The sequence below is a fragment of the Janthinobacterium sp. UMAB-56 genome, assembly GCF_900095265.1.
Lineage (GTDB): Bacteria > Pseudomonadota > Gammaproteobacteria > Burkholderiales > Burkholderiaceae_D > Janthinobacterium.
Window position 1 is genome coordinate 255,350 of sequence record NZ_LT607652.1, and the last position, 15,717, is coordinate 271,066.

Here is a 15,717-nt window from a genome sequence, read left to right on the forward strand (position 1 = left end):
TTGCAGCGGGTTTGCGGCGACAGGCGCCGCCAGTCGACGGAGTTGGCCGGCGTCAAATTCGGTCGGTGGCGGTAATGGCGCCGCTGCGCTGCTCAAAATAGGCGCGCGCCTGGTTCGAGTCGCGCTCGATGGCGGCCGTCAGGGTGGGCAAGTCGTCGTACTTTTCTTCGTCGCGCAGCTTTTGCAGGAATTCCACGCGCACCAGCGTGCCGTAACAGGACTGGGCGAAATCAAACAGATGCACTTCCAGCAAGACGCGGCCGCTGTCGTCGACGGTGGGGCGCACGCCCAGGCTGGCCACGGCGGGCAAGGGCATTGGCCCCAGGCCGTGTACCTGCACGATGAAGATGCCGGACAGGGCGGGGCGGTGCGCCACGCGCAGGTTCAAGGTGGGGAAGCCGAGGGTGCGGCCCAGCTTCTGGCCGTGGATCACGTGACCGGAAATGGCGTAGGGATGACCGAGCAGCTGCGTGGCCAGCGGGAAGTCACCTGCCGCCAGGGCCAGGCGCACGGCGGACGAGGAGATGCGCGTGCTGCCATTCATCACGGTCGGTAATGTTTCGACATGGAAACCGTATTCGCGGCCCGCTTCCTGCAGCATGGCCACGTCGCCGGCGCGCCGGGCGCCATAGCAAAAGTCGTCGCCGACCATCAGCCATTTCACGTGCAAGCCGTCGACGAGGACTTTTTCCGTGAATTCCTGCGGCGTCAAGGCGGCGAACTGGGCGCTGAAGTGCTCGACGACGACTCGGTCGATGCCGGCATCGTCCAGCGATTGCAGCTTGTCGCGCAAGTTGGCGATGCGCTGCGGGGCTTTGGACAGGTCGCCCGCGCGCTGCGCGAAGAATTCGCGCGGGTGCGGTTCGAACGTCATCACGGCCGCTTCAATGCCGAGTTCGGTCGCGGCGCCGCGCACGCGCGCCAGCAAGGCTTGATGGCCGATGTGGACACCGTCAAAATTGCCGATGGTCAGAGCGCAAGGCGCTCGTGCCTGGGCATTGGGAAGTCCGCGGAATACCTTCATAGGAATCTGATGAAAAACTGTGCCAAAAGGGGGATTATACGGACTGTTTCAGGGATGCACACCCGGCAGGGCTGGCGCAGGGGCAATTTCCCTGCTGAAATGATAAAAAGCGTTGCCGGCAAGTGTGCTGGCAACGCTTTTTTGTGGCACTCGACTAGCTGCCCGACACTATCCTGAGGATGGTGTCTTACTTGTTCATCAGAACCCAGTAACGTGCCAGGTCTGCCGCGCCATCGGTGCCCTTGACAGTTTTCAGCACAGTCGATGCGTTGGCTTTCTTGCCTGCGTGGATGTAGGCGATGCCCAGATGCAGCTTGGCTTCTTCCGCATACTTGGCGGTGCCCATTTTCACGGCGTCGTTCATCAAGCCCAGGCCCTTGTCAGCCTGGCCATCGTACACCAGGGCGAAGCCCAGCTTGCTCAAGCTGTCGGCGTCCTTGTTCTTCACGTATTCCGCTTCCGACTTGGCCGCGCTGGCTTTGAAGTCAGCCTGGGTTTTCAGGGCCAGGTCTTTCAGGCGCTGGTGACGTGCGGCATCGGCACCGGTGCCCAGCACGCCTTTTTTGTAGCCTTGCTCGATGATGCTCAAAGCTTCGCCAGGATTGCCCGCTTGCAGGGCCAGTTGGCTGATTTCCATGTATTCGGACGGCTTGGTGAACAGGCCGTTGGCCAGGCGCAGGCGCTGAACGTCCAGGCCCAGGCGTTGCGAGAAGCCAGGCTTGCCCGAAACGCGGTTCAGCAGGTCAGCCCAGTAGCTGGTCTTTGGATAGCTGCCGGCCAGTTTTTCCAGGGTGGCTACATAGCCGGCCTTGTCGTTCTGCTTCAACTGGATGTTGGCCAGCATTTGCAGGCTGCCTTCCGAGTTGCCGCCGCGCGCTTGCAGTTCCTTGGCCGCTTCGGCGTAGTTGCCGCTCACGTAGTAAGTCTGGATCAGCAGTTCGCGCATCTGCGAGTCTTCGCGGTCTTTCAGCGAACGCTTGATCCAGGTGATGGTGTTTGGCCAGTCTTTGGCGCGGTAGTACATGCCTGCCAGCGCTTGCGTGAATTTGGGGGCTTCGGAGGCGCTCAGGCGGCCGGAATTGATGACGGCTTCAAAAGCCTTGATGGCGGCGCCGTTATCGCCGGCGGCGGCGGCGGCCGAGGCGCGCACGCGCTCGATCTGATAGCTTTCAAAGGCGGTCTTGTTGCTGACGTTGTCAGCTTCGCGCAGCTTGGCCAGCGCTTCCTTGTTTTTGCCGCTGCTAGCGAGTTTTTGCGCTTCTTGCAGTGGCTTGCCCACTTCGGCACGCACGGTGTCCGCGGCGTATGCCAGCGAGCCCAGGCCGATTACGGGAGTTGCTGCGGTAAAACCGATAGCGGCCATGACGAGGCCGAGATGAGCGAGACGAAACTTGGACATAAGAAAGTCTTTCAGTAAAAAGCGAATAGGCAGGAAGTCCTGCCTATTCGGATGTAAAGAGAACCTGATTGCTGCAGCTTACTGGAATTGTTCGTTGCCGACCAGACCGATTTTGGTCACGCCCAGACGCTGCGCCGACGCCATCACACCGGCGACGACTTTGTATTCCACCAGCTTGTTCGGACGCAGATGCACTTCCGGCTGGTCTGCTTGCGCAGCAACGTTGCTCAGCTTGGCTTCCAGCGAAGCGCGGTCAGGAACGACCTGATTGTCCCACAAGATCGTACCGTCAAAATCGACATCGATCGTGACAACCACCGGTTCGGTTGTCGGTGGCGGCGGGGTGCCGACCGGCATGTTCAAGTTCACCGAGTGGTTTTGCTTAGGAATCGTGATGATCAACATGATAATCAGCACCAGCATCACGTCGATGAGGGGCGTCATGTTCAGTTCCATCATTGGTTCCGGATCCGCGCCTGCTGCGCTTCCCGAACCGACATTCATACTCATAGTGTTTCCTTTAAGAAGTCCAACGAAGCACCGGGCGAAACTGCCGCCCGGTCAGCTTCCGGCAGTGGCGTCCCCCTATTGCCGGGACGCCGCTGCCAGCCGCTATCAGCCCTTGTCAGGTGGTTCGGTGATGAAGCCGACCTTCTGGATCCCGGCACGTTGGGTCGTGTAAATAACCCGGCCGATCGATTCGTAGCGTGTTTCTTGGTCGCCACGAACGTGTACTTCCGGCTGCGGTACTTTCACTGCTTCAACTTTAAGATAATCGAACAGTTCGTTCGTGTCTTTCAGTCTGGTCTGGCCCAGGTAAATCTCGCCATCCTTGTTAACAACGATGTTAACGTTCTCTGGCTTGGTTTGCAGGGCTTGATTGGCCTCAATCGGCAGATCGATTTTCTGCAGCTTGAGGACAACTGGACTTGTAATCAAGAAAATGATCAGCAAAACCAACATGATGTCGACGAGCGGCGTCGTGTTGATTTCTGACATTACTTGATCTTCATCTCCGCTGTCGGAGCCGACGGACATCGACATGATTCTTATCCGATCTTTTTAGCGCCGGCAGCACGGCCAGCTTCGCTGGTCGACATGGCGCCGGAGATCAGTACCGAGTGAACGTCGGCGCTGAACGAGCGGATGTCTTCCATTGCGGATTTGTTACGACGTACCAGCCAGTTGTAACCCAGAACGGCAGGAACGGCGACCAGCAGACCGAAAGCGGTCATGATCAGTGCTTCACCAACTGGACCTGCAACTTTGTCGATCGATGCGTTACCGGTCATGCCGATAGCGGTCAGCGCGCCGTAAATACCCCACACGGTACCGAACAGACCGATAAACGGTGCGGTCGAACCAACGGTTGCCAGGAACGACAGGCCATCTTGCAGACGCGATTGGACTTTGTCCGAAGCGCGCTGGATCGACATCGTTACCCAGGTCGACAGATCGATTTGTTCCAGCAGGGCGCCGTCATGGTGGGCCGTTGCCTTGGTGCCCGATTCAGCGATGAAGCGGAATGGCGAGCCTTCGGTCAGGGTTGCCGAACCAGCAGCGATCGAAGGAGCTTTCCAGAATTTGGCAGCGGCTTCTTTGGCTTGCTTGAAGATCTTCATTTGATCGATCAGCTTGGTGATGATGATGTACCAGCTGCCGATCGACATGATGGACAGGATGATCAGGGTGGCGCGTGGCACGAAGCCACCGTCCCATACTGCGGACAGGCCGAACGGGTTGTGCACTTCTTCGGTTTTGGCTGGAGCGGCTGCGTCAGCGGCTGGAGCTGCGGCGTCTGCTGCTGGAGCGGCGGCATCTGCGGCAACTGGTGCTGGAGCAGCGTCTGCCGCAGGAGCCGAAGCGGCAGCCGATGCTGGCGCGTCAGCGAATGCCGGAGCTGCTACCAGAGCGGTAGTAGCGGTAACGGACAACAGAACCGCGGCAAAAAATGCGGACAAACGGGTATTCTTAAACATGCTTCCTCCAAAATTAAAAATAACAGATCGCTGAACGTAATGACAACGAAATCATGGTGTGAGACAGGGGATAACTGTCTCGGGTGTTAATCCAGCGACCAAACGTATTGCATTTGCTGCCAGCCTTGTTCCGGCTTGCCGTCAACTGTTGCCGGCTTAAATGTACAGCGGCTGATACCTTGCACCGCAGCTTTATCCAGGTCTCTGAAGCCGCTGGACTTCACGATCTTCGAATCAGCGACCTTGCCGTCCACACCGATCAGGAACGACAGTGTCACCACACCGGTTTCCTCATTGCGCTGCGACGACTTTGGATAAGCCGGTTTTTCGCAGACACTGAAGTCAACCACGGCCGGCGTACGCACCGATTTGGCTGGTCCAGGAGTTGGCGCAGGCTGTGCAGGCGGTGCTGGCGGCGCCAATACATTCGTGGCTGGCTTCACCGCAGTCGTATTTGCAATCACGTTTTGCGGTGGTGGCGGCTGCTGCACGTTCACCTCGACTGGCGGAATGAATGGCGGTGGTGGCGCTTTCATTTCTGGCGGCGGTGGTGGCGGTGGAAGATCCTTCGGTGGAGGCGGTTTGACTTCCTCGATAATCTTGGTTTCAACCGGTTCCATCATTTTGGTGACCAACCGCTTGCCCAAGCCCGTCGCGATCCCGTAAGCCGCGAGAACGTGCAGCAGGACAACGACGGTTATGCCTGTGTAGTTCTTGGGACTTTTCTCGTTCGAAAAATTCATGCCTGCTTTCTCCAAATACCATCTCTTGTCTTGCAACTGAACCCCAAAATGACGACACAAAGCTCCAGCCGTATCCGGGACGTCGCCGAATTATACATACGAATTCTTTATTTTACACAGATTTTTAACGCCTAAAACCGGTTAAATTTTTGGCGCTTTTGCGCCCTGAAAACGTACTTGCTTATGTCATCTTTGCACGCTTTCGGACAGAAAAAAAGGCGGTCTTATCGGTTTTTTACAGCCGTTTTGGGCGACCGCTGCTAAGTTCTCCGATGTGCCGATCTGGCGGAATTATATTTCGTGATATTCAATATGGAAACTGCTAAATTTGGACAAAAATCTTTCTTTTTGGAAATGTTTTGCCTCGGAACCAGACCACTTAGCCATCCGCACGCACCAAACGGGTGCGCAACGCACTTCACCCAGGTCAAAAAAGGCGCTCATGACAGCTCTTTTGACGCCGCCAGGCCATACGGAATTCCTATACAGGCATAGGATGCGCTTATGTTCTTGCTAAAATAATTATCAAGAAGATCACTTATGGCCGTGCCGGTGCATCGTCGCGCCGGTTGCGCTTCTCGCGCCGGCAATTCAAAGTGCCCAGCACCACGCCTTGCGGATCGACCGTATCGAGGTGCACATCGAAGCCCCACAGCCGTGCCACATGCTTGAGCACCTCGGCTGCCTGCTGGTTCAGCGGGCGGCGCTGGAATTGCGTGTGACGCAGGGTCAAGGCGCGGTCGTCGCGCGTATTCACGGACCACACCTGGATGTTCGGTTCGCGGTTGCCCAGGTTGTACTGTTCCGCCAGTTGCTGGCGCACGTAGCGGTAGCCGGCATCGTCGTGGATGGCGGAAATGGCCAGCTTTTCATTCTTGTCGTCGTCGAGCACGGCAAAGAAGTGGAATTCGCGGATCAGCCGCGGCGACAGATACTGGGCGATGAAGCTTTCATCCTTGAAATTGCGCATGGCGAAGTCCAGGCTCTTGCGCCAGTCCGTGCCGGCCATGTCGGGGAACCAGGCGCGGTCTTCGTCCGTCGGGTGTTCGCAGATGCGGCGGATGTCGCTCATCATGGCAAACCCCAGCGCATACGGGTTGATGCCGCTGTAATACGGGCTGTCGATGGGTGGCTGGTAGACTACATTGGTATGGCTTTTCAGAAATTCCATCATGAAGCCGTCGCCGACCACGCCTTCGTCATACAACTGGTTGAGGATCGTGTAGTGCCAGAAGGTGGCCCAGCCCTCGTTCATCACCTGGGTTTGCCGCTGTGGATAGAAGTACTGGGAAATCTTGCGCACGATGCGGACCATTTCGCGCTGCCAGGGTTCCAGCAGCGGCGCGTACTTCTCTATAAAGTACAGCAGGTTTTCTTCGGGTTCGGGCGGAAAGCGGGGCGCGGCCTTGCGCTGGTCTTCCTCGTCCTCGTCATCCTCGCGCCGGGGCAGGGTGCGCCACAGCTGGTTGATCTGTGACTGCACATAGGCTTCGCGCTCCTTCTGGCGCGCATATTCCTTCGCCATTGACAGTTTCGCCGGGCGCTTGTAGCGGTCCACGCCATAGTTCTGGATGGCGTGGCAAGAGTCGAGCAGCAGTTCCACGGCATCGACGCCGTGGCGCTGCTCGCATTCGGCGATGTAATTCTTGGCAAACACCATATAGTCGATGATGGCGTCCGCATCGGTCCAGGCGCGGAACAGATAGTTGCCCTTGAAGAAGGAGTTGTGGCCGTAGGCCGCATGCGCGATCACCAGCGACTGCATGGTCAGGCTATTTTCCTCCATTAAATAGGCGATGCACGGATTCGAGTTGATGACGATCTCGTAGGCCAGGCCCATCTGGCCCCGCCTGTAGCTTTTCTCGGTAGAAAGAAAGTGCTTGCCGAATGACCAATGGTTGTAGGAAACGGGCATGCCTACCGAGGTATAGGCATCCATCATCTGTTCGGCCGTGATGATTTCCAGCTGGTTAGGATAGGTGTCGAGGCCGAACTGTTTCGCCACGCGGCGGATTTCCTCGTGGATTTGCTCGATCAGTTCGAACGTCCATTCCGACTGCTCGGGCAGGGCGTTCGGGTGGCGCAGGCGCACGAACGGTTCGCCCGGAGTGTTGCTGGCGCGGTCAAAGGCTGCACTCATCATTTCACCTGTTTCTTGAACAGTTCGCGGAAGACCGGGTAGATATCGGCCGGCGTGACGATCTTTTGCATGGCGAAATGGGCGTGGTGGTCGAGCACGCCCGCATATTGTTCCCACAGGTTTTGCTGCGGGCCGTCGGTGATCTCGACATAGGTGTAGTACTGCACCTTGGGCATGATGGTGTTGATCAGCAGTTGCCGGCACAGCAAGGAATCATTGTCCCAGTTGTCGCCGTCGGACGCCTGCGCCACATAGCTGTTCCATTGCCCGGCGCCATAGCGTTCGTCGATGATGGTGTTGAGCAAGTGCAAGGCGGACGAGACGACGGTACCACCGGACTCGCGCGAATTGAAGAATTCCTGCTCGTCCACTTCGGCCGCCGCCGTATGGTGGCGGATGAAGACGACCTCGATCTTGTCGTAGGCGCGCTTGAGGAACAGATACAGGAGGATAAAGAAGCGCTTGGCCGTGTCCTTGCGCGACTCGTCCATGGAGCCGGAGACGTCCATGATGCAAAACATGACGGCCTGCGTCATCGGCTTGGGCACCTTGATGCGGTTGCTGTAGCGCAAGTCAAACGGGTCGATGAAGGGAATCGCCAGCAGGCGGGTATGCAGGTGGTGGATCAGGCGGCGCAGTTCCACCACCAGCGGGTCGCTGTCGGGCGCGCCTTCGTGCAACAGGGTCGCCAGGTCTTCCTCGGCCTGCGCCAGCTGTCTGCGGGCGCCGCCGCCCACGGCGATGCGCCGCCCCAGCGCGCCGCGCAGGGAACGCAGCACGTGGATGTTCGATGGCGTGCCCGACATATTGTAGCCGGCGCGCTGGTTCTTGAATTCCGTGGTGGCCGTCAGCTGGGTTTTCACCATGTGCGGCAACTCCAGGTCCTCGAAGAAGTAATTCATGAATTCTTCGCGCGACAATTCAAAGATGAAGTCATCTTCCGTCGTCTCGTCGCTATTGCCCGCCTTGCCCCGCCCGCCGCCACCGCCGCCTTTCGGCCGCGCGATCTGGTCGCCTTTCAGGTATTCCTTGTTGCCTGGATTGACCACTTCCCACACCCCGCCATGCGCGTGGCCGAACGATGGTTCGCCCACGTCCTTGACGGGGATGCTGACTTTCTCGCCATTCTCGATGTCCGTGATCGAGCGCCCCTTGATGGCGCGCCCCACGGCATCCTTGATCTGGCCCTTGTAACGCCGCAGGAAACGCTCGCGGTTGACGGCGGATTTTTTCTTGCTTTGCAAGCGCCTGTCGATGAGGTATGTCAAAGGGTGCCTCCTTGCTTCTCGTCTTGCGCGCCCCGCCAGTCACCGGGCGGGAGCGCGCCCGCTGTCCGCGCTAGGATGACTTGCGTACGCGCAAGTACCATTCGCATAACAGGCGTACCTGCTTGGCCGTATAGCCTTTTTCCACCATGCGGGCCACGAAGTCGGCGTGTTTGTTGGCATCGTCGGCACTGGCCTTGGCATTGAAGGAAATCACGGGCAACAATTCTTCCGTATTCGAAAACATTTTCTTTTCGATCACGGTGCGGAACTTTTCATAACTGGTCCAGGCGGGATTCTTGCCGCCGTTCGAGGCCCGCGCGCGCAGCCCGAAGTTGACGATTTCATTGCGGAAGTCCTTCGGATTGGAAATGCCCGCCGGCTTCTCGATCTTCTCGAGTTCATTGTTCAGCGATTCGCGGTCGAAACTTTCGCCCGTGTCCGGATCGCGGTATTCCTGGTCCTGTATCCAGAAATCGGCAAACGTCACATAGCGGTCAAAGATGTTCTGCCCGTATTCCGAATAGCTTTCCAGATAAGCCGTCTGTATCTCCTTGCCGATGAATTCCACGTAGCGCTGCGCCAGGTGCTCTTTGATATAGGAGAAGTAGCGCTGCTCGAGTTCCGGCGCGAACTGCTCGCGCTCGACCTGCTGTTCCAGTACATATAATAGATGCACGGGATTGGCGGCCACTTCGGAATTGTCAAAGTTGAACACTTTGGACAGGATCTTGAAGGCAAAGCGCGTCGACAAGCCGTTCATGCCCTCGTCCACGCCCGCGTAATCGACGTATTCGTGCATGGACTTGGCTTTCGGGTCCGTGTCCTTGAGGTTTTCGCCATCGTAGACGAGCATCTTCGAGAAAATGCTGGAATTTTCCGGGTCTTTCAGGCGTGACAGGATGGCGAACTGCGCCATCATGCGCAGGGTGCCGGGCGCACACGGGGCCTTGACCAGCGAGGAATTGGCCACCAGCTTGTCGTAGATCTTGATTTCATCGGTCACGCGCAGGCAGTACGGCACCTTGACGATATAGATACGGTCAAGAAAGGCCTCGTTGTTGCGGTTGTTTTTAAAGGTCTTCCATTCCGACTCGTTCGAGTGGGCCAGGATGATGCCGTCGAAGGGAATCGCGCCGAAGCCTTCCGTGCCCTTGTAATTGCCTTCCTGCGTGGCCGTCAGCAGCGGATGCAAGACCTTGATGGGCGCCTTGAACATTTCCACGAATTCCATCAAGCCCTGGTTGGCCAGGCACAGGCCGCCCGAATAGCTGTAGGCGTCCGGATCGTCCTGGGCATAGTCTTCCAGCTTGCGGATGTCGACCTTGCCCACCAGCGATGAAATATCCTGGTTGTTTTCGTCGCCCGGCTCCGTCTTCGAGATGGCGATCTGTTTCAGCACGGAAGGGTAGCGCTTGACGACGCGGAACTGATTGATATCGCCATTGTATTCATGCAGGCGCTTGACGGCCCACGGACTGGGAATGTTGCGCAGGTAGCGGCGCGGGATGCCGTAATCTTCTTCCAGGATGGTGCCGTCCTCTTGCTCGTTGAACAGGCCCAGCGGCGATTCGTTGACGGGCGAACCTTTCAGGCAATAGAAGGGCACGTGTTCCATCAGCGACTTGAGTTTTTCCGCGATGGAAGACTTGCCGCCGCCGACGGGGCCCAGCAAATACAGGATCTGCTTGCGTTCTTCCAGGCCTTGCGCCGCGTGGCGGAAATACGAGACGACTTGCTCGATGACTTCCTCGGTGCCGTAGAACTCGCGGAAGGCGGGATAGATCTTGATGATCTTGTTGGCGAAGATGCGCGACAAGCGCGTGTCGTTGCGCGTGTCGACCAGCTGCGGCTCGCCGATGGCGGCCAGCATGCGTTCGGGCGCGCTGGCATACGTCAGCTTGTCCTTCTTGCACAGGGCCAGGTACTCGGTGAGCGACATTTCTTCTTCACGGGTGCGCTCGTAGCGCGCTGCATAGTTATCAAAAATGGTCATGTCAATGTCCTTTAATGTAAACCTGAACTGCCAGTCACCATGGCCGCCCGCCTGGCACTCGCCTGGGCTTGCCGCTTGAACTTTTCCTGTACCCCGTATCGATTTTTATTGTTGTTTCAAGCCCGGCTGTCTTTGCGAGTCCGGATTGCCCGGACCAAAAAACTGGCGCTTGATGCCGTGTGCTGACGTGGCCAGCCGGCTTTTTTTCACTGTTGATAGCGCTTGTTGCACTTACCGTTACCCCATGAAATTTATTATTGCTCTAAAGGATCAGGAAGTCAAAAGATATGTCGGTATATCCTTAATACTTGTTTGTAAATTGTTGATTTAATTGGATAAATCATCAAATTTTCCATCGATTTCAATGAACCTTTTTGTACCTTTTAAACCATCATACGACAATTCGCCAGCGCGTGCCGGTGTCGGCCAGGCCGCTGCCACCGCCAGCGCTGTGGCGCCCGGGCGCCGGTGAGGCCGGCCATCTTGCGCTAAGATGCCTGCATGTCTGATGGCCCTGCGCGCAGCGCGTGCGCGTGCGCGAGCCAGCAATTTTATCTTCACCCTAGAAGGAACACCCATGATGAACTCCCAATTGCGCGCGATCGTCCGCGGCATGCCGAAGGCTGAACTGCATATCCATATCGAAGGCTCGCTGGAGCCAGAACTGATTTTCGCACTGGCAGAGCGCAATGGCGTGCCGCTGGGCTATGAATCGGTGGAACACTTGCGCAGCGCCTATGCTTTTACGGATTTACAATCCTTTCTCGACATCTATTACGCTGGCGCAAGCGTGCTCTTGAAAGAGCAGGATTTCTACGACATGACGCGCGCCTACCTGCTGCGCGCCGATGCGGACAATGTCTTGCACACGGAAATTTTCTTCGACCCGCAGACGCACACGGCGCGCGGCGTGCCCATCGCTGATGTGATCAATGGTATTTATCGCGCTTGCCAGGATAGTCCTGTCAGCGCGGCCCTGATCCTGTGTTTCCTGCGCCACCTGAGCGAGGAAGAAGCCTTCCAGACCCTGGAAGACGCGCTGCCGCACCGCGACAAATTCATCGGCATCGGACTCGATTCCTCGGAAGTGGGCAACCCGCCCGAGAAATTCTCGCGCGTGTTTGCCCGTTGCCGCGAACTGGGACTGCACCTGGTCGCCCATGCGGGCGAGGAAGGCCCGCCAGCCTACATCCGCACGGCACTCGACGACTTGCAAGTCGAACGCATCGACCATGGCGTGCGTTGCCTGGAAGACGCCGAACTGACGGCCCGCCTGGCGCGCGAACAGATTGCGCTGACCGTCTGCCCCCTGTCGAACACCAAGCTGCGCGTGTTCGACCAGATGCATGACCATAACCTGGTGCAACTGCTTGACGCCGGTCTGCTGGTGACGGTCAATTCCGACGACCCCGCGTATTTCGGCGGCTATATGAACGACAACTTCGACGCCATCTTCGACGCCTTGCCGCTGGGCCTGTCCCACGCGCAACGTCTGGCGCGCAACGGTTTCATCGCCGCCTTCCTGCCGCAGGCGCAAAAAGACGCCTTCCTCGCCACCGTCGATGCGTATTTCGCCCAGCACGCGGCGGCCCACGGCATCGCGCAATAAATTCTCATAGAGACCCGCCGCCCATGCTCCGCCTTTCCCTGAAAATGACCGGCCGCGACTGGCGCGCCGGGCAACTGCGTTTCCTGCTCGTCGCGCTGATCGTGGCCGTGGCGGCCCTGTCGGCCGTCGGCTTCTTCGTCGACCGCCTGCGCGCGGGCTTGAACCGCGACGCGCACCAGTTGCTGGGCGCCGACCTGGTCATCAACGCCGACCAGCCCGTCAATGCTGCCTGGCGCGCAGAAGCGCACAAGCGCGGTTTTACCTTGGCCGATACGGTGACCTTCCCCAGCATGGCGCAGGCGGGCGAGGGCGAGCAGTCGACGTCACAACTGGCGTCCATCAAGGCCGTCTCGCCCGGCTACCCGCAGCGGGGCAAGCTGAAAATCACCACCAGCACTAGCGAAGCGCAGGATGCCGTCGGCCAGCCGACCAGCCAGGTGCCGGCGCCTGGCACGCTGTGGGTCGATGCGGCGATCCTGTCGAGCCTGAACGCCAGGCTGGGCGACACCTTGAAGCTGGGCGACAAGGCGTTTACCGTCACGCAACTGATCGCCAGCGAGCCGGACCGTGGCGCGTCCTTTTTGAACTTCGCCCCCCGGGTGATGCTGCCCTTGAGCGACCTGGCCGCCACGGCGCTGGTGCAGAACGGCTCGCGCGTCTCGTACCGGCTGCTGTTGTCGGCGCCGCCCGCCAAGGCGGCCGAACTTGCGCAATATCAAGCCTGGCTGGAAAACCAGATCAAGACGCAGGCAATAAAAGGCGTGCGCATCGAGTCGCTGGAATCGGGCAGCCCGCAGATGCAATCGACGCTGGACCGGGCCGACCGTTTCCTGTCGCTCGTCGGCCTGCTGTCGGCCATGCTGGCGGCTGTCGCCGTGGCCATGGCCGCGCGCCGTTTCATGCTGCGCCACCTGGACGCCTGCGCCATGCTGCGCTGCCTGGGCTTGACGCAGAACCAGGTCACGGCCATGTATGTGATCGAGTTTTTGTTGGTGGGCCTGGCGGGCAGCTTGGTCGGCGTGGCAGTCGGTTTCGGCGGCCACCTGGTGCTGCTGGAACTGTTGGGCAAGCTGGTGCAGAGCGACTTGCCGCCCGTCTCCATGCTGCCCGCCCTGCAGGGCGTGGCCACCGGCATGCTGTTGCTGCTGGGCTTTGCCCTGCCGCCGATTTTGCAGTTGCGCAATGTCCCGCATAACCGCGTGATCCGCCGCGAGCAGGAGCCGCCGCAGGCGCTGGCCCTGGCGACCTACGGCCTGGGCATCGCCGCCTTCGTCGTGCTGCTGCTGTGGCAGGCGGGCGACGTGAAACTGGCGCTGCTGACGGCGGCCGGCTTCCTGGGCGGCTTCGCCCTGTTCGGCCTGGCCGGCTGGCTGGGCATCAAGTCGCTGAAAACCCTGCGCGGCGCCTTTAACCACCAGGGCTGGCGCTTCGCCGTCACATCCTTGCAGCGGCGTCCGGGCGCCACCGTCATCCAGGTGGTGTCGCTGGCGCTGGGCCTGATGGCCTTGCTGCTGCTGACGGTGGTGCGCGGCGACCTGATGGTGGCCTGGCGCAACGCCACGCCGCCGGACGCGCCGAACCGCTTCATGATCAATATCTTGCCGGAACAGAAAGAGCCGATCGCCGCGCGCCTGGCCAAGGCCGGCGTGGCCAACGCGCCCTTGTATCCGATGATACGCGGGCGCCTGGTGGCGGTGAACGGCAAGGCCATCACGGAAACCACCTATGAGGATGACCGCGCCAAGGGACTGGCCGACCGCGAATTCAACCTCTCGACGATGGCCACCATGCAGGAGGAGAACAAGCTCGTCGCCGGCAAGTGGTTCGCCAATGCGCCCGGCGCGCCGTTTGAGGCGTCGGTGGAAGAAGGCATCGCCAAGACATTGAAACTGAAACTGGGCGACAAGCTGCGCTTCGATATCGCCGGCCAGAGCGTCGAAGCGGCCATTACCAGCTTGCGCAAGCTGGAATGGGGTTCGATGCGCGTCAATTTCTTTGTCATCATCAATCCGGCCGCCATGGCGGACACGCCGCAGACGTGGATCACGGCCTTCCACTTGCCGCCGGCGCAGGCGGACCTGGGCAATGCCTTGCTGCGCGACTACCCGAACCTGACGGTGGTCGACGTGGGCGGCGTGCTCAAGCAAATTCAGGGCGTGCTGGACCAGGTGGTGACGGCCGTCGAATTCCTGTTCACGTTTACCCTGGCGTCGGGCTTGCTGGTGCTGTATGCGGCGCTGATGGGCTCGCAAGACGAGCGCACGCGCGAAGCGGGCCTGCTGCGCGCCCTGGGCGCCACGCGGCGCCAGCTGGCGCAGGCGCAGCTGATCGAGTTTTCCCTGGTCGGCGCACTGGCCGGCCTGTTGGCGGCCACGGGCGCGGCCGCCATGGGCTGGGCCCTGGCGACGTACCAGTTCAAGTTCGCCTGGAGCTTCGCGCCCGGCGTGTGGGCCTTCGGTTTACTGGCTGGCGCCCTGTGCGCGATTGCCGGTGGCTGGCTGGGCTTGCGCAATGTCTTGAAACATCCGCCGTTGCAAACCCTGCGGGAAAGCTAAGCGCCCACGCTGTCGCCCGCCTGCGCGCGTAAAAATTGCGCGTAGGACAGGATCGGCTGGCCCAGCTGGTGCGGCGGCACGTCGAAGAGGGCCCAGAAATAGGTTTCGCGCCCCAGGCAGATGGTCGGCGCGGCGCAGTAACGGAACCAGTTTTCGCCGATGTGCGCCGCATACATGCCATCGCTGTCGGCGTCCGAAAAGTACGGGATCACGCGCATTTCCAGCAAGGCCAGCAGCAAGGACTCGGGTGCGTCGCTGTCGCGCGCCATTTCGTACTGCGTGTGCAGGCTGCGTTCCGTCTCGATGATCATCAGTCGGGCCTGGCCATCGCGTGTGAAGAACAGGATGCCGCCAGGATTGGGAAAAATGTAAAACTCGACAAAGCCATGCCGCTGGCACAGCGCGTACACCACACCGGCCAGCGCTTCGTCTTGCAAGAAACTGTAGTCATGCAGTAATAGCAAGTCGCGCACGGTGTCCGATTGCTGCAGGAAGAATTCGCGTTGCAGGGCATGGATTTCCTGTTCCAGGATGTCGAGTGCTTCGTCGTCGCTCTTCTTGATGTAGCGGTCGATCAAGCCCCGGTTGAAGGCCGTCACGGCCACCTTTTCATCGGCCGCCCCTGTAAATAAGATCTTCTTGCACGGCAAGTCACGCACGGCCTGGCAGAATTCCAGTCCATTCATTTGCGGCATCGAATAATCGATTACCAGCACGGAGGGCACGGCAAAGCGCTGCGCCTGGCCGCTGATGCGCCAGATGCGATCAAGATCGAGCGCCACGTTGCACTGGTCGGGCGGCAGGTTTTGCGTGTCGAAGTTGACGTGCAGCGGCGTCTCGCCCGTTTGCGTGCTGTGGCGCAGCCAGTGCAGCGCGCTGCTGGTGTCGTGGAAAGTCTTGCGCGCCAGGCCAGGGTCAAGCTGGAACGCCAGGCTTTTCAGGAAGGAATCGCTGTCATCGATCAATACGGTCAGGGTCGGATGGGTGTAGACGGGCAGTGGCATACA

The 15,717-nt window shown here is 59.4% G+C and carries 12 protein-coding genes; 2 read left to right on the top strand and 10 right to left on the bottom strand.

Annotation, left to right across the window (positions count from 1 at the left end; genetic code table 11):
* Positions 1-52: 52 nt before the first annotated feature.
* The 9 genes from K0F85_RS04225 to K0F85_RS04265 form a co-directional block, all read right to left on the bottom strand.
* Positions 53-1,024 (bottom strand): bifunctional riboflavin kinase/FAD synthetase, encoded by a 972-nt coding sequence (locus K0F85_RS04225; RefSeq protein WP_219114688.1) that lies wholly within the window; start codon positions 1,022-1,024, stop codon positions 53-55.
* Positions 1,025-1,211: 187 nt separating this feature from the next.
* Positions 1,212-2,423, bottom strand: coding sequence for a hypothetical protein (locus K0F85_RS04230; RefSeq protein ID WP_219114689.1), 1,212 nt, complete (start codon positions 2,421-2,423; stop codon positions 1,212-1,214).
* Between the two features lie 78 nt (positions 2,424-2,501).
* Positions 2,502-2,933, bottom strand: a complete 432-nt coding sequence (locus K0F85_RS04235) for a biopolymer transporter ExbD (protein ID WP_180977327.1) — start codon at positions 2,931-2,933, stop codon at positions 2,502-2,504.
* A 105-nt stretch (positions 2,934-3,038) separates the two neighbouring features.
* Positions 3,039-3,467, bottom strand: coding sequence for a biopolymer transporter ExbD (locus tag K0F85_RS04240; RefSeq protein WP_071075811.1), 429 nt, complete (start codon positions 3,465-3,467; stop codon positions 3,039-3,041).
* A 5-nt stretch (positions 3,468-3,472) separates the two neighbouring features.
* Complete coding sequence (locus tag K0F85_RS04245; RefSeq protein WP_219114690.1) at positions 3,473-4,402, bottom strand: MotA/TolQ/ExbB proton channel family protein; 930 nt, start codon at positions 4,400-4,402, stop codon at positions 3,473-3,475.
* A gap of 86 nt (positions 4,403-4,488) precedes the next feature.
* Positions 4,489-5,145, bottom strand: a complete 657-nt coding sequence (locus K0F85_RS04250) for an energy transducer TonB (protein ID WP_219114691.1) — start codon at positions 5,143-5,145, stop codon at positions 4,489-4,491.
* A gap of 538 nt (positions 5,146-5,683) precedes the next feature.
* Complete coding sequence (locus K0F85_RS04255; RefSeq protein ID WP_219114998.1) at positions 5,684-7,285, bottom strand: SpoVR family protein; 1,602 nt, start codon at positions 7,283-7,285, stop codon at positions 5,684-5,686.
* A complete protein-coding gene (locus K0F85_RS04260; RefSeq protein WP_219114692.1) occupies positions 7,285-8,553 on the bottom strand; it encodes a YeaH/YhbH family protein in 1,269 nt (422 codons plus the stop codon). The genes K0F85_RS04255 and K0F85_RS04260 overlap by 1 nt, the downstream gene beginning before the upstream one ends.
* 70 nt (positions 8,554-8,623) lie before the next feature.
* The gene (locus tag K0F85_RS04265) at positions 8,624-10,546 is read right to left on the bottom strand and encodes a PrkA family serine protein kinase (RefSeq protein WP_219114693.1); all 1,923 of its coding nucleotides are present in this window, start codon (positions 10,544-10,546) and stop codon (positions 8,624-8,626) included.
* Between the two features lie 577 nt (positions 10,547-11,123).
* On the opposite strand from K0F85_RS04265, the gene K0F85_RS04270 reads away from it, so the two are divergent.
* Both K0F85_RS04270 and K0F85_RS04275 read left to right on the top strand, forming a co-directional pair.
* The gene (locus K0F85_RS04270; RefSeq protein ID WP_219114694.1) at positions 11,124-12,155 is read left to right on the top strand and encodes an adenosine deaminase; all 1,032 of its coding nucleotides are present in this window, start codon (positions 11,124-11,126) and stop codon (positions 12,153-12,155) included.
* A 23-nt stretch (positions 12,156-12,178) separates the two neighbouring features.
* The gene (locus K0F85_RS04275; RefSeq protein WP_219114695.1) at positions 12,179-14,710 is read left to right on the top strand and encodes an ABC transporter permease; all 2,532 of its coding nucleotides are present in this window, start codon (positions 12,179-12,181) and stop codon (positions 14,708-14,710) included.
* On the opposite strand, the gene K0F85_RS04280 is transcribed toward K0F85_RS04275, so the two are convergent.
* Positions 14,707-15,714 carry a response regulator gene (locus tag K0F85_RS04280; RefSeq protein ID WP_219114696.1) on the bottom strand — a complete coding sequence of 336 codons (1,008 nt, stop codon included), beginning with the start codon at positions 15,712-15,714 and terminating at the stop codon, positions 14,707-14,709. The two genes, K0F85_RS04275 and K0F85_RS04280, sit on opposite strands and share 4 nt — an antisense overlap.
* Positions 15,715-15,717: the final 3 nt, after the last annotated feature.

Coding starts and splice junctions, on each gene's coding strand:
- K0F85_RS04225 (WP_219114688.1), bottom strand. CDS start 1,024: ATGAAGGTATTCCGCGGACTTCCCAATGCCCAGGCACGAGCGCCTTGC.
- K0F85_RS04230 (WP_219114689.1), bottom strand. CDS start 2,423: ATGTCCAAGTTTCGTCTCGCTCATCTCGGCCTCGTCATGGCCGCTATC.
- K0F85_RS04235 (WP_180977327.1), bottom strand. CDS start 2,933: ATGAGTATGAATGTCGGTTCGGGAAGCGCAGCAGGCGCGGATCCGGAA.
- K0F85_RS04240 (WP_071075811.1), bottom strand. CDS start 3,467: ATGTCGATGTCCGTCGGCTCCGACAGCGGAGATGAAGATCAAGTAATG.
- K0F85_RS04245 (WP_219114690.1), bottom strand. CDS start 4,402: ATGTTTAAGAATACCCGTTTGTCCGCATTTTTTGCCGCGGTTCTGTTG.
- K0F85_RS04250 (WP_219114691.1), bottom strand. CDS start 5,145: ATGAATTTTTCGAACGAGAAAAGTCCCAAGAACTACACAGGCATAACC.
- K0F85_RS04255 (WP_219114998.1), bottom strand. CDS start 7,285: ATGAGTGCAGCCTTTGACCGCGCCAGCAACACTCCGGGCGAACCGTTC.
- K0F85_RS04265 (WP_219114693.1), bottom strand. CDS start 10,546: ATGACCATTTTTGATAACTATGCAGCGCGCTACGAGCGCACCCGTGAA.
- K0F85_RS04270 (WP_219114694.1), top strand. CDS start 11,124: ATGATGAACTCCCAATTGCGCGCGATCGTCCGCGGCATGCCGAAGGCT.
- K0F85_RS04275 (WP_219114695.1), top strand. CDS start 12,179: ATGCTCCGCCTTTCCCTGAAAATGACCGGCCGCGACTGGCGCGCCGGG.
- K0F85_RS04280 (WP_219114696.1), bottom strand. CDS start 15,714: ATGCCACTGCCCGTCTACACCCATCCGACCCTGACCGTATTGATCGAT.